This window comes from Streptomyces sp. P3 (assembly GCF_003032475.1).
GTDB lineage: Bacteria > Actinomycetota > Actinomycetes > Streptomycetales > Streptomycetaceae > Streptomyces.
Genome location: NZ_CP028369.1, coordinates 9,016,700 through 9,034,914, shown reverse-complemented (window position 1 = coordinate 9,034,914; position 18,215 = coordinate 9,016,700). Strand labels below are relative to the sequence as shown.

Below are 18,215 nucleotides of genomic sequence, written 5' to 3'. Positions count from 1 at the left end.
CATCGCTTCATGCTGCGCGCCGTGCAGGGTCCGGAGGTGCTGTGCGCGGAGTGAGGCAGGCGCTGATGCGGCGGCACAAATGGTGGGTCACCAGTGCCGGCAGCGCCGCCGGCACCTCGTCGCCCCTCCGGGCGCGGGGCGGGTTCGACCGTGCGCAGAGATTTGCGGCGCATGGCCCGGTGGTTTCAAAGCTTGGTGTCCTGCCACTCTCCGGGCTCGTCGTGGATCTCCTGCAGCAGTTCGGCGAAAGCGTCGCTCTCCAGGAGCAGGGCGTTGTACTCCAACGGGATCCGCTTGCCGTTGATCACCGCGGTGGGCGTACCGGGGCCTTCGGGCTCCTGTGTTCCCCCGGCCTTCTCGTAGGCCTTCTGAGAGGAAGTCACGAAGGAGCGGTATTTCATGGATTTCACGGCTGCATCGAATTCCGGGCCGCGCAGGCCCTCCACCTGGCCGGCCAGCTCCAGCAGGTAGGCGTCGGTGTAGCCATCGACGCTCTCATCGGGCTGGTTGGCGTACAGCACCTCGTGGTACTCCACGAACTTGCCTTCCTCCAGCGCGGCGCGCAGCGCGTTGACCGCCTTCTTCGACCCGGTGCCGCCGACCCGGTCGTCCAGGAAGGAGGCGAGAGTGTATTCGACTCTGGCCCAGCGGTCGAGCATTGCCTTCTGCAGGTGCGCACTGCCGCCGGTGGTCTCGAACTCCTCGCAGTACGGGCAGCGGGGGTCCTCATACAGGTGCACTGTCACCGGCGCGTCGGGATCACCGACCGTGATGGTGATGCCGTTCGTACCGAGCTTTTCCGGCAGTTCCTCGGCGCTGGTGTAGTCAGGGCCGTACTGCGCCTGGCGCTGCCCGCACCCCACCACCAGTAAGGCAGCCGCGCACACGACAGCCCATCGGCCCATACGCCCCATGCGTCATCCCCTCCCCTGAGAACAGCGCGAGGCTAGATCATCCGTACGACGACCGCATCACCAAATCCTTCACGGACCCGCCCGCAGACGTGTCGTCAGCCCGTTCGCCGGCCGGGCGCGGCCCTGGTCACTCGCGGCGCTGGCAGCCCCGCCGCGCTTGCGATGGTGTTCAAGCTCGTCGAGTCCGCCCAGACCCGCCGGCGGGTGATCACCGGAGCCCACCTGGCGCCTGGTCCGCGATGGCGCCCGGTTTGAGAACGGCGTCCTCGCCGGGCGAGCAGAGGACGCCGATCTGGTGCCGCGGCCAGGCATCCCAGGTCGGGGACGCCTGCCGGGAGGTGATCGACCAGCTCCTGGAGGTCAACGCCCTCTACCGGCTCCGGGCCGCCCAGGGGGTGCTCGGGCTGCGGAAGAAGTACGGCGACACCCGCCCGGAGGCCGCCTGCCGCAAGGCGATCGCGGTCGGCGACCCGTCCTACCGCACCGTCAAGGGCATCCTGGTCGCCGGCACCGAGACCGACCCGGAACCCGAGACCGGCGACGCCGGAGCCTCGGCCTTCCTGCACGGACCCGAGGGCCTGTTCGCCGCTACCGTCCCCGCCCAGATCCCCGGCAGCGTCCACGACGACCAGGGTCACGATGACGCCGAGGAGGCTGCCCGATGAGCGTGATGGCCACCGCCCTGCGCGACTCCCTCAAGACCCTGCGGCTGTCCGGGATGCTCGAAACCCTCGACGCCCGCCTCACCCAGGCCCAGAACGGCGAACTGGGACACCTCGACTTCCTCCAGGTCCTCTGCCACGACGAGATCCCCCGGCGTGAGTTTGTCGCGCTCGAACGCCGCCTGCGCAAGGCCAAGTTCGAGCAGCAAGCCACCCTGGAGGGCTTCGACTTCAACGCCGCCCCGAAGCTGCCCGCCGCCCAGATCCGCGACCTCGCGGCCCCGCGCTGGCTCCACTCCGGCAAGTCCGTCATTCTGTTCGGTCCCGTCGGCGTCGGGAAGACACACGTCGCCCAGGCCCTCGGCCACCAGGCTGTCCGCCAGGGCGCAGGCGTCCGCTTCGCCAAGACCGGCCGCATCCTCGCCGAACTCGCCGGCGGCCACGCGGACCGCACCTGGGACAAGCGCATGCGCGAACTCATCCGCCCCGACCTGCTCATCCTCGACGACTTCGCCATGCGCCAGCTGTCCGCATCCCAGGCCGACGGCCTCTACGAACTTGTCTCCGAGCGGCAGGGCCGGTCCCTGATCATCACCAGCAACAGGGCGCCGAGCGACTGGTATCCCCTCTTCCCCAACCCCGTCGTCGCCGAGTCGCTCCTGGACCGGCTGATCAACTCCAGCCGCCAAGTCATCATGAACGGCCCCGGCTACCGGCCCGACAAGCGGCCGAAGGGAACCACCGAGCCCCCGGCCAAGTAGGCGAACCCACCCCAGGAGCTGGGGGATTACGCGACCACAGCTCCTGGAGAAGACGCCGTCGACACGCTCTGGCTCACAGCCACCGCTTGGCTGCTTCGACGCTGTCGCCGCCGCTCGTGTTGAACGCGATCGCCGCCTTCGGCGCGTGACGGCGGACCAGATTCACCACCTGCTCAAAGAGCGGCAGAAGCGGTTCCGGCTTGCGGATCCCACCCCCAATGACAACGACGTCCCAGCTGTGCTCGGACAGTGCTGCAACGATCGCCGGCTCGGCCGACTCATCCAGCTCGATCAGCGTCATGGACGCATCGATGGCATGTTCGCCGAATCGGGCCAGTTCCTGACCGAGGGCCGCTCGAAGGGCGTCTCCGTCCATACCGGGCACTGCACGCGGGTCGATTCCAAGAACGAGAACACGGGGCATGCCCAAGAAGACGATCAGCCGTCAAGCCAAGTTCCCGAGGCGCGAGGTCGGCGTCCGACAGGAGGAGCGACGCACTGGGGAATTAGCTGAACACGGAGGGTGGGGAATTGTTTGACCGTCGACAGGCTCCCGCGACCCCGACTACGCGGCCAGGAAGGCCCGGGTCGAACACCTCTGCGCGATCGCCGACGGTGAGGTCATACCCGAGGAAGGCGAGCCCGAAGTCATCCTCTGCATGGATGAGTTCGGGCCGCTCAACCTCCATCCGCACCCCGGCCGGCATTGGGCCGAACGCGGCGGCAGACACCAGGACCCCGACCGCGATCCCCGGCCCCCTCCGCCGGGCGAACTACACCCGCCCGCACGGAGTCCGCCACCTGTTCGCCGCCTACGACCTGGCCAAAGACAAGCTCTACGGGCACATCAAGAAGATCAAGAACAGGTCGAAGTTCCTGGAGTTCTGCCGCTACCTGCGCTCGCTGCACCCGGCGAGCGTGCGCATCGCCATCGTCTGCGACAACTACTCACCGCACCTGACGACGAAGCGGTGCCAGCGGGTCGGGACGTGGGCGGCGGCGAACAACGTGGAAATCGCCTGCACCCCGACCAACAGCTCATGGCTCGACCGGATCGAGGCCCAGTTCACCGCCCTACGCTACGTCGCTCTCGACGGCACCGACCATGCCAGCCACAAGGAGCAGGGCAGCATGATCCGCCGCTACATCATCTGGCGGAACAAGCACGCCACAGACGACCGCCTCCGCGAGGTCGTGTACAGGGCGAACGCTGCCTGGTGCGGCACTAGAAAGCTGCGATCGGATCGGTGGAGCGTTCACGGCGGGCCAGGGTGCGCATCACCGGAAGGACGCCGTGACGAGCCACGGCGATGCGGGTGAGGCAGGCGATGACCGCGTCGGTGGCCTCGACGGGCACCGACGGCGTGGGTGCCGCCAGGCTGACGGCCAGGTCGTCGAGGTGGACGACGAGTTCCACGAGCCGGGTGAGCAGACACTGATCGAGCGGCAGTACGTGGGCGAACACGCCGACATGCCGGTCGAGCGGCATGGTCGGCAACTGTGCTGCGAGCCGGGCGCGAGCGGCGTCGAACGCCTCGACCAGGACGGCAGGCCCACCGGCCGCCTCCTGCTCGCCCACCTCGCGGATTCGACGCGGAACGGCATTCTCCAGATGCGGCGCCGGGCCGGTGCCGGACAGGAAGTACACGACAGCATCGATGGGTGTCCCGCCCGCCTGCGGCGGCTCGGCCAGCCAACGCTCGACGTTGAAGACCGCTCGGGCAAGATGCCCGGCTAGACCGCTGACCCGGAACTGAGCCAGCGCGCTCGGCTGTTCCCAACGTTCGGCCAGCACTGGCGAACGCAGCAGCCGGGATGTGACCTCGGCTGTGTCGAGAAAAGCGGCGATCACACCGGGAGGCTGGCGGCCATCCTGCTGCGTTGCCATCCACTGTCCGAGATCACCACGGCGCCACCGTCCGGCTCTGCGCATGATCTGCCGGACAGGCCCTGATCACGAGGCACACGATCCACAACTCTTGACCATGACCCGTGATCGGCACCGGCCCCCTGAGCTCCACGCCCACGGCCGCGAGTCTGCGGCGACCGGCCTTTCGCAAGCCGGCTGGGGATCCGTAGCGTTCCTGCAGCCGGGTCACGGCCCGGCGGTCCAGGCGCGGGCCGAGGAGGCGCTCCGGGCTGGGGTGGAACTGGGTGAGCAGGCCACGGAGCTGCGCGACGGTTTCGTCCGGATACCGGGCCGAAGCGGCCGGGGTGCTGCGCTGCACGGACGGTGCGGCTGCCGGCCTGTCCGGGCAGCAACGGCCATCCGGGCGCAGACCAACGACGCCGCCTCGACGCGGTGCGCAAGGCCACGCGGCCGACGCCGTCGCCGCTCTCCCTCCCGCCACCGGGTCCCTCGCGGTGCCGCACGTGAAGGAGCCCGCCGACCTGGTGGTCGGCGGGCTCCTGAGGACGATGGATGTGATGCCCCCCGCACAGCCCCAGGGGCTGAGCACTTCGTCGACTCGCGGTCGGGCGGTCGCGCCCCGCCGCACTGCCGGCGCAAGCAGTTACGCGTGGGGAGATCCGCTCCGTCGCCGCGTGCAGCCCAAAGTCGGCCGAACGACAGCGCCCCGCGTGTCCTGCCCGCCTGAGCAGCATGGACCACCAGATGGTGGCAGCAGGAACGTCACACCGTCGGTAGCGCCGTAACGCCACTCAACGAGCTGCTCGAACCCTGCCGACGTGGGCACCGGAGCACGGGTTACGAGCAGTTCCACCGTCTACCTCCTCAAGCTGGGCGCGGCACGCAGGAACCCCCACGCACCGCGTTGTCCCGAGGCCGCGGCAACGGCCGGATAGGACGGGATACCTGCCTGGGTCAGAGACAAGGCACCTCTCGGCCGCCCCCCGAGGAGTCCCCTCCCCGAAGAGCTGCCAGGTTGAGTGTGCCCAGACCTGGCCTCGCATACCACCCGACCAGTCCTTTTTGTCACAGCGCCGTATGCCTTTGGAAAACCCGTCCCGCCCGGCGGCCCTGACCTCGGGATTCCGGTTGTCTTTTCTCTCGACATTTCGATCTTTAGCGCACCGGGAACTATCTTTTCACGTCCCCTTCCGCCCAGGATAGCCGGTAATTAACCGAGAGACTCGAGTTCTGAATGCACGACCACCCAATCCCTTCACGCGCAACCCCTATCCGACGGTCATTCCCGGCACAAAAGACCCCCAGCGTCGCCATGAACGAATGTTCGCACATGGCGCATGCGTTCACCTTACCTTCCGGTCAGTATGCATCTCCTGGTCCGAACCAATCCCAACTCTGCTTACCCGTACCGCCACCAGGCGGGCCCGCCGGCAATGATCACCCTGACTTAGGGCTGCCTATGTGTATTCCTTAAGAAAATAGACGTGCATGATCCGGGCTTGGAGGGTGATTAGTCTTCGGACGAGTGCCTGACCCGACTCGTGGTTCCTGTGGTAAAGCGCAGGAATATCTTCGCTTGATGACGCGCGTCGCGTAGGGCATTCTTTCTAAATCCGGGCGGCAACCCGGATGCGTTTGCAGCACCAGCACCACCAGCACCACCAGGACGGAAAAACAGCCTGGGTCACATGCACCACGAGACAAGGCACTTCTTAGAAAGGTTCAAAGATGAACCGGTTTTCTCGCCTCGGGCCCGAGGGCCCTTTCGGCCCGGGCTGCGTGGTCTCCCCGCAGCAGAGCGGATCCTTCGGGCTCCAGGCAGGCCCGCTGCCCGCTCCCGGCGGCGTGCGCCGTTCCACGGGCCTGAGCAGGATCAGGCTGAATCTCGCCGCCTTCACGATCGCCGCGGGCGCGACGTTCGGCTTCATCCAGACCGGCTGCGACGCTCCCACCGCGGCAAGCGTCTCCCTGTCCTGCACCCTCGCCGCCGAGCGGCTCGTCTCCGGGATGGCCTCCCGTAAGCCGGGTCCCTCGCGCGCCGCGGCGGCCGACGCCCAGGAGACGCAGGGCTGACCGCGCCCTGGGCGGGGGGGGAGGCTGCCCGCCTCCCCCCGCCCAGGCGCAGCGGGGCCCGGAAGGGAGACCGTCATGAATCACCGGGAGCCCGGCCGGCCGACCACGCAGGTCGACCCGAGCAAGGGCGCACTCGAACAGCTCGCCGTGGACCTTCTGCGGCTGCGCAAGTACAGGGAGCTGACGCTCGAGCAGTTCTCCGACGTGTCCGGCCTGTCGCGGGCGACCCTCTCAGCTGCGACGCAGGGAACCAAGTGCCCGTCCTGGGACACCATGAAGCGCTACCTGGCCGCGGCCGGCGAGGACCCTTCCGCCTGGCGTCCGCGCTGGGAGATGATCGCCGACCCCAAACAGCGTGAAGCAGCCGGACTCCCCGATGCTCCTGAACAGCGGGCCGCGGTCAAACGGCTCCTGCCCTGCGAGGTCATGACTGTCCAGGCGTTCGCCGTAGCCCTGCGCCAGCTCAAGGTGTGGCAGCGCAACCCGACGTACCAGAAGATCGCGAATGTGTCCGCGCGGCACAACCTGGCCGTGGGCCAGACAACGATCTGCAACGTCTTCCGGGGAGCCAAGCTCCCCACCGAGAACGCGCTCATGGGGGTACTCATCGGCATGGGGCTCTCACCACGAGATCCGGAGTTCTCCGAGTGGGTCGAGAAACGCCGCGAGCTTGAAGCCGCTCGCGTCGAAAGCTCCCTGGATCCGCCGCCCAGCGACGACACCTCGCACACGGGCGGCTTCACTCCCCTGCACAAGAAACGGGCCCCCATCCCGAGACAGCGGCCCCACGGAAGCCGCAACCGTCTGCTGCACCGCCGCCGGGAACAGATCATTTCCTGAAGCAGGACCGGTACCTTGCAGGTCAGCCCCGGTCGGGACAGCAGTTCGTGGTGCTCGATGCGGCGTTGCACCGCGAGGGGCCCGCACGCCCCTCGCTCCGGGCCCGCGCGGCTTCCCCCGATCCCCCGTCACCATGCGTGGTCGCGCGTTGACATGCTCCTCGGGCTGAAGCCCGAGGATTCCGCCGCCGTCCCCACCTGTTGCTGTGCCGCTACGCGGCACGGCTTTCGACAGGGATTCCGTGGCTTCCTGTTTCGAACTGGGCCCGCCCCGCATCGTGCACGCTCTTGGCCGGCCGGGTGCGCGCGAGTCCGGATACCGCCAGGTCCTCCACCGCAATGGCTTGGTTGTCGCGGATCAACCGGGTGGAGAGCTGGTGGTGGAACTCCTTGCGCGCATCAGCCACACCCGCGTGAGCGCGGGCGGGGACGGACGGCCGGGCCGGGGCTCACCCGGTGGGCGGTCGTTCGTCGGTGTCAGCGTGTGCCGCCTCTGCGCAGGACCTTGTCCATGCCGACCGCGACGATGACGAGGGTCCCGGTCGCGATGTCCTGGTAGAGGCTGTCGATACCCGCCTGGGTGAGTCCGGAGCGGAGCACGTTGACGATGAGCGCTCCGATCAGTGTTCCGACGACGCTTCCCCGGCCGCCGAAGAGGCTGGTCCCGCCGATGACGACGGCGGTGATGCTCTCCAGGTTCGCCGTCTGGTACGAGTTGGGGTCGGCGTTGGGGATGCGGCCGAGGGCCTGCCAGGCGGCGATGCCGTACAGGAGACCGGCGATGACGTAGACCGACAGGACGGTGCGCCGGACGTTGATGCCGGTCAGGCGGGCGGACTCGGGTGCGTTGCCGACAGCGTAGATGTGCCGTCCCCAGCCCGTCTTGGTGAGCACGTACCAGAAGAACGCGTACAGCCCCAGGAGCAGGAACGTTCCCCAGGTGACGAGTACGCCGCCGAGGTGGACGCCGTGCCCCCAGAAGTCGAGCAGATCACTGGTCACGGGATAGCTGCGGGAGTCGGAGTAGAGCCTGCTCGCGGCGTAGACGACGCTCAGTGCGCCGAGGGTGACGATGAAGGGGGGCAGGCCCAGACGGGCCACGAGCACGCCGTTGACGAACCCGAGGAAGGTCGCCACGACCAGGCCGAGCAGCAGCGCCCCCGCAGGGCTGCCTCCCTCGAAGACGAGCTTGGCCATGACGATCGTGCCGAGGACCGCGATGGCCCCGTTCGCCAGGTCGATGCCCGCGGTGAGGATGATCAGGGACTGCCCCAGCGCCAGGGTGCCGATCACGATGGTCTGCTGCAGCACCAGGGAGAGGTTCCGCGGCGTCATGAACGTGTCCGTCGTCAGGGAGAAGACCAGTACGGCGACGGCCAGCGCGACGAGGGGGCCGACCGTCGGTGTGCGCAGGACGTAGCGCAGCGCCTCCCGCAACGGGGCGCCCTGCTCTGTCTCGGCGGTGGCGCCGGTGGTGCCGGGAGGTCTCATGATCCTTTGCCGGTCCCTTCCACCGGTCGGCGCCCCGGGGTCATCCCCAGCAATGCCGGAGTCCCCAGTCCGTGTCGTGGGACGCCAGTGCCCGCACCGGCTTGTCGGTGATGAGGTCGGTGCCGGTGTCGGTGAAGCCGGACGGTTTCTTCCCGCTCCTGGCGAACTCCATGACCGCGGCCACGCCCCGGTCGGCCATCCTGACCGGGAACTGCATGACGGTGGCCGCGTACCTCCCGGCTTGGACGGCCCGCACGCCGTCGCATCCGCCGTCGATGGTGCCGATGGTCACCTGCCCGGTGAGGCCGCGTTCGGCGATGGCCGTGGAGGCGCCGTCGGCCACCGGTTCGTTGATGGTGTAGACCGAGTTCACTTCGGTCGTGCGCTGCAACAGGTTCTCCGTCGCGGTCTGCGCAAGGTTGCGGTCGCCGTTGGCGTTCGCCCGCCCGCGGATCGCGGGTGAGTCGTTCTTGATCCCGAAGCCGGCGAGGAACCCGTCGTGACGCTGCCGGCTGACCGAGGAGCCCTCCGTGCCGTCCAGCATGAGCAGCTCGGGGGCCTGGCCCGCGAGCACGGCTCTGACGTAGGCGCCCTGGAGGCGTCCGGCCTTGAAGTTGTCGGTCGCGTACGTGGCGTCCACGGCGTCTTCGGGGTCCGTGGCGCTGTCCAGCGCGATCACCAGGATGCCCTGCCGCCGGGCTTCCGCGATGGCGCCCAGGACTCCTGTCGTGTTCGACGGCGTGATCAGGATTCCCTGCACGTCGCGGGCCACGAGGCTCTCCACCGCGGCGACCTGGCCCTCGTTGTCGCCGTCGAACTTGCCGGACAGCGCGATGAGCTCGGCGCCGTCCTTCTTCGCAGCGTCCGCGGCGGCCTTGCGCATGGTCACGAAGAACGGATTGGTCTCGGTCTTGGTCACCAGACCGATCGTGACCTTCCGCGTCCCGCCGCCCGCGGAGTCCTGACTCCCGCCACAGGCGGCGGCGAGCACCAACGTGCCCGCCAGAAGCAGCACGGCCCCCTGCCTGGGGTGCCGTCGCCGGCTGTGCTTGCGGACGGTGTGATGGTGCGCCATCGGTGACGCCCTCCTCCGGCCGGGTCCAGTGTGTTTCCGCGATCCAGATATATGTCCGTATTGTTAATAAATATCGCATCCCATGCTCCGGAGCCCGCAGTGTGGCGCGCTGCCTTGGAGCACGCGGTGCGGTGTCGGCCGCACCGGAACCGGCCGAGGGTTTGCGTTCGTCCCGGGAGGAGCGAAAGATGGTGATCCGGTACACGGAGTCCTGATCGTGCCAGGGGGTGCGCTCCCCCGCGGTCAAGGGATCCACCGAGGCGGTGCGGCGTCACCGCGATCGGCGGAGAGGGTGAGATGCGCGTGACTGGGCCGCCCTTGCTGTCACTGCGCGGCGTCTCCAAGCGATTCGGTGCCGTCCAGGCCCTCAGGGATGTGGACCTCGAGCTCCGCAGCGGCGAGGTCGTCGCCCTTCTGGGCGACAACGGCGCCGGCAAGTCCACCCTCATCAAGGTCATCGCGGGGGTCGACCCCGCCGACAAGGGCGTCATCGAGTGGGAAGGCCAGGTCGTCCACATCAAGACCCCCCGGGTCGCCCGGCGCCTGGGCATCGCGACCGTGTACCAGAGCCTGGCCCTGTGCGACGACCTCGATGTCGCCGAGAACCTCTTCCTGGGACGGGAACGGCGGTGCCCGGGGGTCCGGGGGCGCCTGTTCCGGCTGATGGACGACAGCCGCATGCGCGGGGAGGCGCGACGGCAGCTCGACGCCCTGGGCATCCGTGTTCCCGACGTGTGCGCCCCGGTCGCCTCCCTGTCCGCGGGCCAGCGGCAGACCGTAGCGATCTCCCGCGCGCTTCTCGGCCGGCCGAAGGCCGTTCTCCTGGACGAGCCCACCGCAGCGCTGGGCGGCCCCCAGACCGGCCATGTCCTCGACCTCGTCGACGAGCTCCGCGAACAGGACATCGGGGTGATTCTCATCAGCCACAACCTGGGAGACGTCAAGGCCGTGGCGGACGAGGCGGCGGTGCTGCGGCTGGGCCGCAACAACGGCTTCTTCCATGTGCCGACCACAACGCAGGACAGGATCTTCTCCTCCATCGTCGGCGCCACGGGCAGCGACTGACCCGCGGGGGTCGGGCAGGTCGGCGGCGGCGGCCGGTATCGCCTCGGCCGCCGACCGCGGGCATCACGCCGCACCGAACGCGTCCTCACGGACCACGCCGGGGATCCCCGCTCGGCGGCGTCGTCCTGGACGGCGTACGCGGACTTGAGCCTTTTCCCCGCCACGGGCCGACGCCGCACGCGAACGGCGGCCTCCCGGACATCCGCTTGCGCTCGGCACGGGCCGGCACGCCGAGCGGGAGGAGACCTCCTGCCGCACGGCCGGGCAATGGCGTACGGGCCGGAACGGGCCGCGCGACCGCCAGGCCGAGAACGGCGACCCGCGGACGCGATCGCCTCCGGAGCTCTCGCGGGACGCTCACCGCCGGGCCGTACCCGAGAAGCGGGGAAGCCGCCGGGGAGCAGGCCGGTCGGGGTGATCGCGCCCTTCAGCCGGCCCTCCGCACCCGCCGCCGAGCCGGGACCCACCGGCCGACTCGATACCCCCCATGGTATGTTCAATACCCCTGGGGGTATCCCGGGTGTCCGATGGAGGAGGAAGTGATGTCGACGAGTCCGGGACTGTCGCGCGCGTACGCCGGCAAGCCGTTCGACGAGGTGATGGAGGGGACGCGGGCCGCTTTGGCGCAGTGCGGGTTCGGGGTGCTGACCGAGATCGACATGCAGGCGACGCTGCGGGAGAAGCTCGGCGTCGCGTGGGAGCGGTACGTGATTCTGGGGGCGTGCAATCCGCCTCTGGCCCACCGTGCGCTGGAGGCGACCCGGCAGATCGGACTGCTGCTGCCGTGCAACGTGGTGGTCCGGCAGGACGCTGCGGATCCCTCGGTGACCGTGGTCGAGGCGGTCGATCCGGCTGTCATGGCCGAAGTCACCGACGCCACCGGCGTGGCGGCCGTCGCGCAGGAGGCCGCGGAACGCCTGGAGGCCGCTCTGGCGCTGCTGGACGAGGAACTCGGGTGCGGGACGGGTGAGTTCTGATGTGCCAGGCGAAGAAGTGCCGCACCTGCGGCAAGACCACCTGGGCCGGATGCGGGATGCACGTGGACCAGGTCAAGGCAGCCGTACCGGCCGGTCAGTGGTGTGACGGCCATCCACGGCAAGCCCGGTCCGACTCCGTGCGGTGGTGGCCGTGGAAGTCCCGCAGCACCCGCCCTTGACCCCCCAAGCCCCTGCCGTTCCCTCCCGGGCGTTCCCGCCCGTACCTGCGGCGGCGCGCGGACGGACCACCACGTCGGCGAGACGTGTGTCCGGCGTGCCGGCAACGATGAAAGGCTGACAGCTCTGTCATGGTGACCTCACCCGAAACCGTCCGGCACACGTCTCCTCCTCCTCGTCCCCCGGGCGGGCTGCTCGGCCGCTGGGGCGTCGCGATGGCCACCCGTGCCCGCTGGGTGTTCCTGGCGTGGGGCATCGTCGTCATCGCGCTGGGCTCCCTGGCGCCCAGCGCTTTCTCCTCACTGGCGGGGGCCGGCTGGCAGGCCGACGGCTCCGAGTCGGTGAAGGTGCGTGAACTGGCCCGCGAGCACTTCGGCGGCCAGGGGTCCACCGCGCTGCAAGTCGTCGTCCACTCCGACCGGTTCACCGCCGACGACCCCGCCCTGCGCGAGGTGACCGCCGAGGTGACCCGGGTGCTCCGCCAGGACGAGCGCATCGCCTCGGTGGTTCCGCCTCAGCCGGGGGCGTCGATCAGCCGGGACGGCCACACCGCCATCGTGCTCGGCGGGGCGGCCGGCGACAGTGATGCGATGGTCCGCGCGGTGGACGATCTCAAGGACCGTCTCACCGGCCTGTCCACCCACGACGTCCAGGTCAGCCCGACCGGCGCCTCCGCGCTGTGGAGCGACTTCAACGAGGCCAACCACGACGCGATGATCAAAGCCGAGATGCTGTCCTGGCCGGTGACGCTGGCCGTCATGGTCCTCGCGTTCGGCTCCCTGGTCGCCGCCGGCCTTCCTCTGCTGCTCACTCTGGCCGGTCTGGTCGCCTCGGCTGGCGGGCTGGTCCTGCTGAACGAGGTCACGCCCATCTCGGTATGGGCGATGAACTTCGCCATGATGTTCGCCCTCGCCCTGGGCATCGACTACGCCCTGTTCCTCGTCGTACGTTTCCGCGCCGGCCTGCGCCGCCACGGCGACCCGCTGGCGGCCGTCGCCGAGACCTTGCAGACCGCGGGCAAAGCGGTCCTGCTGTCCGGGCTGACCGTGCTGGTGAGCCTGTCGGCGGTACTCCTCGTACCGGCGCCCGCGGTACGGACGATGGCGGTGGGCATCATGCTCGCGGTGGTCTTCGTCCTGGCCGCGACCCTCACCCTGCTGCCGGTGGTGCTGGCCAGGCTCGGGCACCGCGTGAACGCGGCCTCCCTGCCCTGGTCCAGGAAGCAGGAGCACCGTTCCCCGGCCTTCGCCCGCTGGGGCGAACTGCTCCACCGCAGGCCCTGGCCCTTCGCCGCCGGCGCCTTGGCCGTGCTGGTGCTCCTGAGCGTGCCGGTCTTCGGACTGAAGGTGGGCATGCCCTCCATCCAGGTCCTCCCCGAGGACGCACCCGTACGCCAGGGCTACGCGACCGTCCAGCAGGCGATGGGCAGGGGCGCCCCGGGCATGCTGCAGATCGTCACCCCGAGCGAGGCCGCCGGCCCCGTGCTGCGTACGGCCCGGGACACTCCGGGCGTGGCCGCGGTGATGCCGGCACAGCCCGCCGCCGACCACAGCGGCTACAGCATGATCCAGGTCATGCCCGCCGACGACCCCTCCAGCCCCCGCCTGGCACACACCCTCGACCGGCTCCGCACCGGCCTGCCCTCCGGGGCGCTGGTCGGCGGAGCCGCCGCGGAGAACCTCGACCTGCAGACCACGCTCGACGACTACCTCCCCCTGGTCGTCGGCGTCGTCCTGACCCTGGGCTTCCTGCTCCTGCTCGTCGCACTGCAGGCGCCGCTGATCGCCCTGCTCGGCACAGTGGTCAGCCTGCTGTCCACGACCGCGGCGTTCGGCACCGCCAAGCTGATCTTCCAGGACGGGCACGGGGCCGGTCTGCTCGGCTTCACCCCGCAGGGGTTCCTCGACGGCTGGGCACCGGTGTTCTTCTTCGCGATGATCTTCGCCATCGCCATGGACTACACCGTCTTCCTCCTCTCGGCCGCCAAGGAGCACTACGAGACCACCGGCACACCGCGTGCGGCGCACGTCGAGGGCCTCGCCCACTCCGGCCGGGTGATCCTGGCCGCCGCCGGCGTCATGGTCGCCGTGTTCTTCACCTTCGCCCTCGCCGACCCCCTGCCGCCCAAGGAAATGGGGATCATCCTCGGTATCGCCGTCCTGCTCGACGCACTGCTGATCCGCCTGGTACTGCTGCCGGTCCTGCTCCGGATCACCGGACACAGCGCCTGGCGCAGCCCGGTCTGGCTGCGCCGGATCCTCCCCCGCATCAGCTTCTCGCACGACTGAACCCGCCGGGGCACGGCGATGACAGCCGGGGCCCGGTATACCCACCGGGTATGCCGACCGCAGGCATCGAGCAAGGAGCGCCGGCATGATCGGCGACCACGTGGGCTCGCCCGCCTCCCGCGATCTCCGAGCCGGCCGCCCGGCCGGGCAGCCGTGCCGGGCAGCCGCGGGCCGAGCGCAGGCGCGCCCCCTCGGCGGCGCGGCGCCCTTCGCGGCGGGCGGGGCCGGCCCCGAGGGCCCCGCCGGCGCGGCTTCGGCACAGCGCAGGACCGGACCGCGGGCACAGAAGCCTCTGCGCCGCCGCCGGCCGCCGCTCCGCTCCGGCCGGCGTGGAGATGGTCCCCCGCCGGCACAGCCGCTCCGGCCGCCGCGCCCCCTCTGGCCAATGCCTTACGTTCATAATATTATGCCCGGGAGAAGGCTCGGCCGGCCCGTCGGCGTTTCGCCCCAGGGTCTGGACAAGGATGTTCAGGAGGGCGCTATGGCAGGGACGCGGCGGAACGCCTCGACAGCGGGGAAGGTCGCACTCGTGACGGGCGGCTCAAGGGGGTTGGGCGCTGCGACCGCACGCCGCCTGGCCGACGAGGGCGCCCGGGTCTTCGTCGCCGATCTCCACCCCCCGGGCGCCGGCCACGGCATCGACGAGAGGATCACCGTGCTGCGCGGCGATGTCACCGACCTTGCCGACATGTCACGGATCGTCGAGGAGGTGGCGGGGAAGGAGGGCCGCCTCGACATCGTGATCGCGAATGCGGGAGTGGCGGCCCGGGGGGCGACGCTTCGGGCTTCGTCGCCCCCCAGGATCGATCAGCTCTTCGATGTCAATGTTCGCGGTGTGCTCAACACCATCCATGCCTCGCTGCCGCGCGTCATCGAGAGCAAGGGCCGCCTCGTGCTGCTGTCATCGGTGTTCGCCTATGTCAACGGCACGGAGACGATCCCCTACGCGATGAGCAAGGCGGCTGTCGAGCAGCTCGGCAGGGGACTGCGAGTCGAACTCGCCGCCCATGGGGTCAGTGTCACGACGGCTTACTTCGCAATGATCAACACGGACATGATCCGGCAGAGCGTCGATGAGGATCCCGCGGCGCGAGCACTGCTCAACGGCCTGCCGAAGGTACTCCACAAGCGAATCAGCCCCGAGGAGGCGGCGCGCGCCATCGTCGCCGGACTGCGCCGCGGGGACGCACGCGTCGTCCGCCCGCGCCGGTGGTCCGCGGTCTCAGCCCTGCGAGGCGTCCTGGCCCCCGTGATGGACTCCCGCATGGCCGGCGACGGCAAGGTCCAAAGGATCGTCGCAAGCCTCGACGCCCGCGAAGGCGAAGACCTCTTGACCTCCTGAGGGCGGCCGCACGTTCCGCGCCGGGCCGCTGCCGGCCGCCGGCGCCGGAGACGGGCGCCCCGAGCAGGCATGTGCCGGCCACCGGCGCCGGCCCGCCCAGGATGCCCGCGGCGGGGGCGGCCGCCCCGGCAAGGCGCTCACCACGGATGGCCCCCTCCCCGCAGGAGGGCGAGGCGGCGCCGGTCACCTCCACGCCCCGCCGGCCGGAGCGCCGCCGGGCCGGCGGCATCCGGTGGCGGTTGCCGCGAGGACGGGGTTGAAGATTGACGTATGCTCGTAATATTATTTTCATACGTCAATGGTGGGGGCGCGACCGATTACCCACCTGAACCCCTCCGACCAGCGCGTACAGAAATGAGGCTCTCCGTGCGTGACCTCCCGTTCCAGTCAGCCGCGGACCAGTTGAGTGCGCTGGCCTCGGGTGAGATTTCGAGCGCGGAGCTGCTCGAGGTCTACCTGAGCCGGATCGGCGCCCACAACGACCGGCTGCGACTTCCGGGTCGCGGTGTGGACCGAGGATGCGCTGTGTCCCGTCGACCACGATGTCGAAGCCGCGGTGGACGACGCCCTGACCGCCCTCAAGGCGGCGGGCGCGAAGGTCCAGCGGCAGCCCGCCGGCCTCCCCGTCTCCCTGGCGACCAGTCACGACGTCTTCCTGCGCCTGCTGTTCGGGGCGTTCACCTACGACCGGTCCGGGCTGACGGCGGCCTCCAACGCCGCGCTCCTCGCGCGCGTCGCCCGGCGTCCCCGCGGGGAAGCGCTGTATGCCTTGCGAGGAACCTTCCAGTCGCACTGCAGCTGGCTGCAGGCGGACGTCGCACGCCATGAGATCCGGGAGCGATGGGTGGAGTTCTTCCGGGAGTTCGATGTCGTACTCATGCCGGTCACGCCGACCACGGCACCGGCCCATCACAACGAACCGATCGACAGGTTCGGGCGTCGGATCCGGGTCAACGGGCAGTCCCGGCCCTACTGGGACCAGGTCAAGTGGAGCGCTGTCGCCAATGCGGCCGGCTCTCCGGCGACGACCGTCCCGGTCCGAACGGCACGCGACGGTCTGCCCGTCGGGCTGCAGGTGATGGGTCCCGGCGGCGGCGACCTCACCACGATCAAGTTCGCCGAGCTCCTCGGCCGGGAGCTCGAGGGCTACCGGCCCCCGCCGAACTGCGCATGAGGGTCCACGGCCTGTGCCGCCCCGCACCCGAGCCGGCGGGCAAACCCTGCCCGGCGCCGACCACACATCCAAGGAACAAGTCCCCGATGAACACCCTGGACACCCCCCTCACCCTCCCGAACGGCCAGGTGCTGCCCAACCGTCTGATGAAGTCGGCGCTGAGCGAGACGCTGGGTGACAGGAACAACGCGCCCGACGATCGGCTCGGCCGTCTGTACTCGACGTGGAGCCGTGGCGGGTACGGCCTCCTGATCACCGGCAACGTCATGGTCGATGGAGCCCACCTGGGTGAACCGGGCAACATCGTCATCGAGGACGAGCACCACGTCGACGCGCTCTCACGCTGGGCCAGGACAGCCCAGGACGCCGGTGTCCCGATCTGGGCGCAGCTCAACCACCCCGGGCGCCAGACCAATCCCCTGGCGCTCGGACACACGCCGGTGGCCCCCAGCCCGGTCGCACCGAAGCTGCCCGGAGCCAAGACGCCCCGCGAGCTGCGACCGGCGGAGATCGAGGAGATCATCGAGCGTTTCGCGACGGCCGCGGCCGTGTGCGAGCGGGCCGGTTTCAACGGAGTGCAGGTGCAAGGAGCCCACGGGTACCTCATCTCACAGTTCCTGTCACCGCTGTCCAACCGGCGCGACGACGACTGGGGCGGCGACCCCGGGCGGCGGATGCGTTTCGTCCTCGAGGTCGTCCGGCGCATCCGGGCCCGCGTCGCACCCGGCTTCGCGGTGGCCGTCAAGCTCAACTCCGCGGACTTCCAGCGCGGCGGCTTCAGCGAGGACGAATCCCGTGCCGTACTTTCCGCGCTGGCTCGCGAAGGCATCGACCTCATCGAGGTCAGCGGCGGCAGTTACGAGTCCAGGGCCATGAGCGGCGAGGCGGCACCCAGCACCAGGGCACGCGAGGCGTACTTCTTGGAGTACGCCCGTACCGTGCGTGAACTCGTGGGCGGCATCCCGCTCGCCGTCACCGGCGGATTCCGCACCCGCGACGGCATGCGGCAAGCCGTACGGGCCGGTGAGTGCGACGTGGTCGGCATCGGCCGGCCGGCGATCACCACGCCGGACGCCGCCCGGCTCATCCTCGAGGGGCGCGCCGAGATGCTCACCGCACACCGGATGCGCTACGGCATGAGAAGCCTGCTCGGCAGAATCGCCGACATCAAGGCACTCGACGGGGCGCTGGACCTGAGTTGGCACACGGACCAGATGCATCGCCTCGGCGACGGCCTGCTCCCCGACCTGAGGCGCGGTCAACTCGCCACCACCATCGCGATGGTGCGCAGAAACGGCCGTACCTCGTTGCGCTCCAAGCGAGGCGCGTGAGGACCTTCTGCCGCCGCCAGGCGGCCCGGTGCCGCGCCGGCTGCACGGCAACGGTCCCCGAGAGGCAGGAGAGGGGGAGGATGCACAGGTCGATCCGGGGACGTGTCCCGGCTGCCGGCCGGCTCCGGATCCCGGTATCCGGAGCGCACGGCTGCCATTCTCGGTGGGAAGGCGCG

Annotated in this window: 13 protein-coding genes and 6 pseudogenes; 12 read left to right on the top strand and 7 right to left on the bottom strand. The window is 69.8% G+C overall.

What is annotated here, in order from left to right:
- Nucleotides 1–185 precede the first annotated feature (185 nt).
- Nucleotides 186–914, bottom strand: coding sequence for a thioredoxin domain-containing protein (locus C6376_RS40240; protein ID WP_107448096.1), 729 nt, complete (start codon nt 912–914; stop codon nt 186–188).
- Nucleotides 915–1,040: 126 nt separating this feature from the next.
- Here C6376_RS40240 and C6376_RS45995 point away from each other — a divergent pair.
- The 3 genes and pseudogenes from C6376_RS45995 to istB all read left to right on the top strand — a co-directional run.
- Nucleotides 1,041–1,182, top strand: a pseudogene (locus tag C6376_RS45995) (IS256 family transposase); the annotation flags it as partial.
- A gap of 13 nt (nt 1,183–1,195) precedes the next feature.
- Nucleotides 1,196–1,579 (top strand): annotated as a pseudogene (locus C6376_RS40230) (IS21 family transposase); the annotation flags it as partial.
- The gene (istB, locus tag C6376_RS40225; protein WP_107448094.1) at nt 1,576–2,337 is read left to right on the top strand and encodes an IS21-like element helper ATPase IstB; all 762 of its coding nucleotides are present in this window, start codon (nt 1,576–1,578) and stop codon (nt 2,335–2,337) included. The pseudogene C6376_RS40230 and the gene istB, both read left to right, overlap by 4 nt.
- A 73-nt stretch (nt 2,338–2,410) precedes the next feature.
- Here istB and C6376_RS40220 read toward each other — a convergent pair whose 3' ends face one another.
- On the bottom strand, nt 2,411–2,761 hold the full coding sequence (locus tag C6376_RS40220) for a hypothetical protein (protein ID WP_107448092.1): 351 nt from the start codon (nt 2,759–2,761) through the stop codon (nt 2,411–2,413).
- 127 nt (nt 2,762–2,888) lie between these two features.
- On the opposite strand from C6376_RS40220, the pseudogene C6376_RS40215 reads away from it, so the two are divergent.
- Nucleotides 2,889–3,552: pseudogene (locus C6376_RS40215) on the top strand (transposase); the annotation flags it as partial.
- A gap of 10 nt (nt 3,553–3,562) precedes the next feature.
- Here C6376_RS40215 and C6376_RS40210 read toward each other — a convergent pair.
- Together C6376_RS40210 and C6376_RS40205 are read right to left on the bottom strand one after the other, a co-directional pair.
- The gene (locus C6376_RS40210) at nt 3,563–4,225 is read right to left on the bottom strand and encodes a maleylpyruvate isomerase N-terminal domain-containing protein (RefSeq protein WP_159083420.1); all 663 of its coding nucleotides are present in this window, start codon (nt 4,223–4,225) and stop codon (nt 3,563–3,565) included.
- Nucleotides 4,226–4,370: 145 nt separating this feature from the next.
- Nucleotides 4,371–4,511 (bottom strand): annotated as a pseudogene (locus C6376_RS40205) (IS110 family transposase); the annotation flags it as partial.
- Between the two features lie 1,424 nt (nt 4,512–5,935).
- Here C6376_RS40205 and C6376_RS40200 point away from each other — a divergent pair.
- Nucleotides 5,936–6,280, top strand: a complete 345-nt coding sequence (locus C6376_RS40200) for a hypothetical protein (RefSeq protein ID WP_159083419.1) — start codon at nt 5,936–5,938, stop codon at nt 6,278–6,280.
- Between the two features lie 75 nt (nt 6,281–6,355).
- Nucleotides 6,356–7,120 (top strand): helix-turn-helix transcriptional regulator, encoded by a 765-nt coding sequence (locus C6376_RS40195; RefSeq protein ID WP_107448087.1) that lies wholly within the window; start codon nt 6,356–6,358, stop codon nt 7,118–7,120.
- Nucleotides 7,121–7,388: 268 nt separating this feature from the next.
- Here the strand turns inward: C6376_RS40195 and C6376_RS40190 are convergent.
- The 3 genes and pseudogenes from C6376_RS40190 to C6376_RS40180 form a co-directional block, all read right to left on the bottom strand.
- Nucleotides 7,389–7,544, bottom strand: a pseudogene (locus C6376_RS40190) (transposase); the annotation flags it as partial.
- 52 nt (nt 7,545–7,596) lie between these two features.
- Nucleotides 7,597–8,610 carry an ABC transporter permease gene (locus tag C6376_RS40185; protein ID WP_173985822.1) on the bottom strand — a complete coding sequence of 338 codons (1,014 nt, stop codon included), beginning with the start codon at nt 8,608–8,610 and terminating at the stop codon, nt 7,597–7,599.
- Between the two features lie 40 nt (nt 8,611–8,650).
- The gene (locus tag C6376_RS40180; RefSeq protein ID WP_173985821.1) at nt 8,651–9,685 is read right to left on the bottom strand and encodes a substrate-binding domain-containing protein; all 1,035 of its coding nucleotides are present in this window, start codon (nt 9,683–9,685) and stop codon (nt 8,651–8,653) included.
- Nucleotides 9,686–9,982: 297 nt separating this feature from the next.
- On the opposite strand from C6376_RS40180, the gene C6376_RS40175 reads away from it, so the two are divergent.
- The 6 genes and pseudogenes from C6376_RS40175 to C6376_RS40145 all read left to right on the top strand — a co-directional run bounded on the left by C6376_RS40175 (nt 9,983) and on the right by C6376_RS40145 (nt 18,039).
- A complete protein-coding gene (locus C6376_RS40175; protein WP_107448086.1) occupies nt 9,983–10,750 on the top strand; it encodes an ATP-binding cassette domain-containing protein in 768 nt (255 codons plus the stop codon).
- A 599-nt stretch (nt 10,751–11,349) separates the two neighbouring features.
- Complete coding sequence (locus C6376_RS40170) at nt 11,350–11,727, top strand: DUF302 domain-containing protein (protein WP_254076453.1); 378 nt, start codon at nt 11,350–11,352, stop codon at nt 11,725–11,727.
- A 308-nt stretch (nt 11,728–12,035) separates the two neighbouring features.
- Complete coding sequence (locus C6376_RS40160) at nt 12,036–14,192, top strand: MMPL family transporter (protein WP_107448083.1); 2,157 nt, start codon at nt 12,036–12,038, stop codon at nt 14,190–14,192.
- An 85-nt stretch (nt 14,193–14,277) separates the two neighbouring features.
- Nucleotides 14,278–15,534, top strand: a complete 1,257-nt coding sequence (locus C6376_RS40155; RefSeq protein ID WP_367881075.1) for an SDR family NAD(P)-dependent oxidoreductase — start codon at nt 14,278–14,280, stop codon at nt 15,532–15,534.
- A gap of 502 nt (nt 15,535–16,036) precedes the next feature.
- Nucleotides 16,037–16,708, top strand: a pseudogene (locus C6376_RS40150) (amidase family protein); the annotation flags it as partial.
- A gap of 86 nt (nt 16,709–16,794) precedes the next feature.
- A complete protein-coding gene (locus tag C6376_RS40145) occupies nt 16,795–18,039 on the top strand; it encodes an NADH:flavin oxidoreductase/NADH oxidase family protein (protein WP_107448080.1) in 1,245 nt (414 codons plus the stop codon).
- Nucleotides 18,040–18,215 lie beyond the last annotated feature (176 nt).

What these genes read in the sequence shown, in the direction of transcription:
- C6376_RS40240 (WP_107448096.1), bottom strand. Translation starts at nt 914, where the DNA reads ATGGGGCGTATGGGCCGATGGGCTGTCGTGTGCGCGGCTGCCTTACTG.
- istB (WP_107448094.1), top strand. Translation starts at nt 1,576, where the DNA reads ATGAGCGTGATGGCCACCGCCCTGCGCGACTCCCTCAAGACCCTGCGG.
- C6376_RS40220 (WP_107448092.1), bottom strand. Translation starts at nt 2,761, where the DNA reads ATGCCCCGTGTTCTCGTTCTTGGAATCGACCCGCGTGCAGTGCCCGGT.
- C6376_RS40210 (WP_159083420.1), bottom strand. Translation starts at nt 4,225, where the DNA reads ATGGCAACGCAGCAGGATGGCCGCCAGCCTCCCGGTGTGATCGCCGCT.
- C6376_RS40200 (WP_159083419.1), top strand. Translation starts at nt 5,936, where the DNA reads ATGAACCGGTTTTCTCGCCTCGGGCCCGAGGGCCCTTTCGGCCCGGGC.
- C6376_RS40195 (WP_107448087.1), top strand. Translation starts at nt 6,356, where the DNA reads ATGAATCACCGGGAGCCCGGCCGGCCGACCACGCAGGTCGACCCGAGC.
- C6376_RS40185 (WP_173985822.1), bottom strand. Translation starts at nt 8,610, where the DNA reads ATGAGACCTCCCGGCACCACCGGCGCCACCGCCGAGACAGAGCAGGGC.
- C6376_RS40180 (WP_173985821.1), bottom strand. Translation starts at nt 9,685, where the DNA reads ATGGCGCACCATCACACCGTCCGCAAGCACAGCCGGCGACGGCACCCC.
- C6376_RS40175 (WP_107448086.1), top strand. Translation starts at nt 9,983, where the DNA reads ATGCGCGTGACTGGGCCGCCCTTGCTGTCACTGCGCGGCGTCTCCAAG.
- C6376_RS40170 (WP_254076453.1), top strand. Translation starts at nt 11,350, where the DNA reads ATGGAGGGGACGCGGGCCGCTTTGGCGCAGTGCGGGTTCGGGGTGCTG.
- C6376_RS40160 (WP_107448083.1), top strand. Translation starts at nt 12,036, where the DNA reads ATGGTGACCTCACCCGAAACCGTCCGGCACACGTCTCCTCCTCCTCGT.
- C6376_RS40155 (WP_367881075.1), top strand. Translation starts at nt 14,278, where the DNA reads ATGATCGGCGACCACGTGGGCTCGCCCGCCTCCCGCGATCTCCGAGCC.
- C6376_RS40145 (WP_107448080.1), top strand. Translation starts at nt 16,795, where the DNA reads ATGAACACCCTGGACACCCCCCTCACCCTCCCGAACGGCCAGGTGCTG.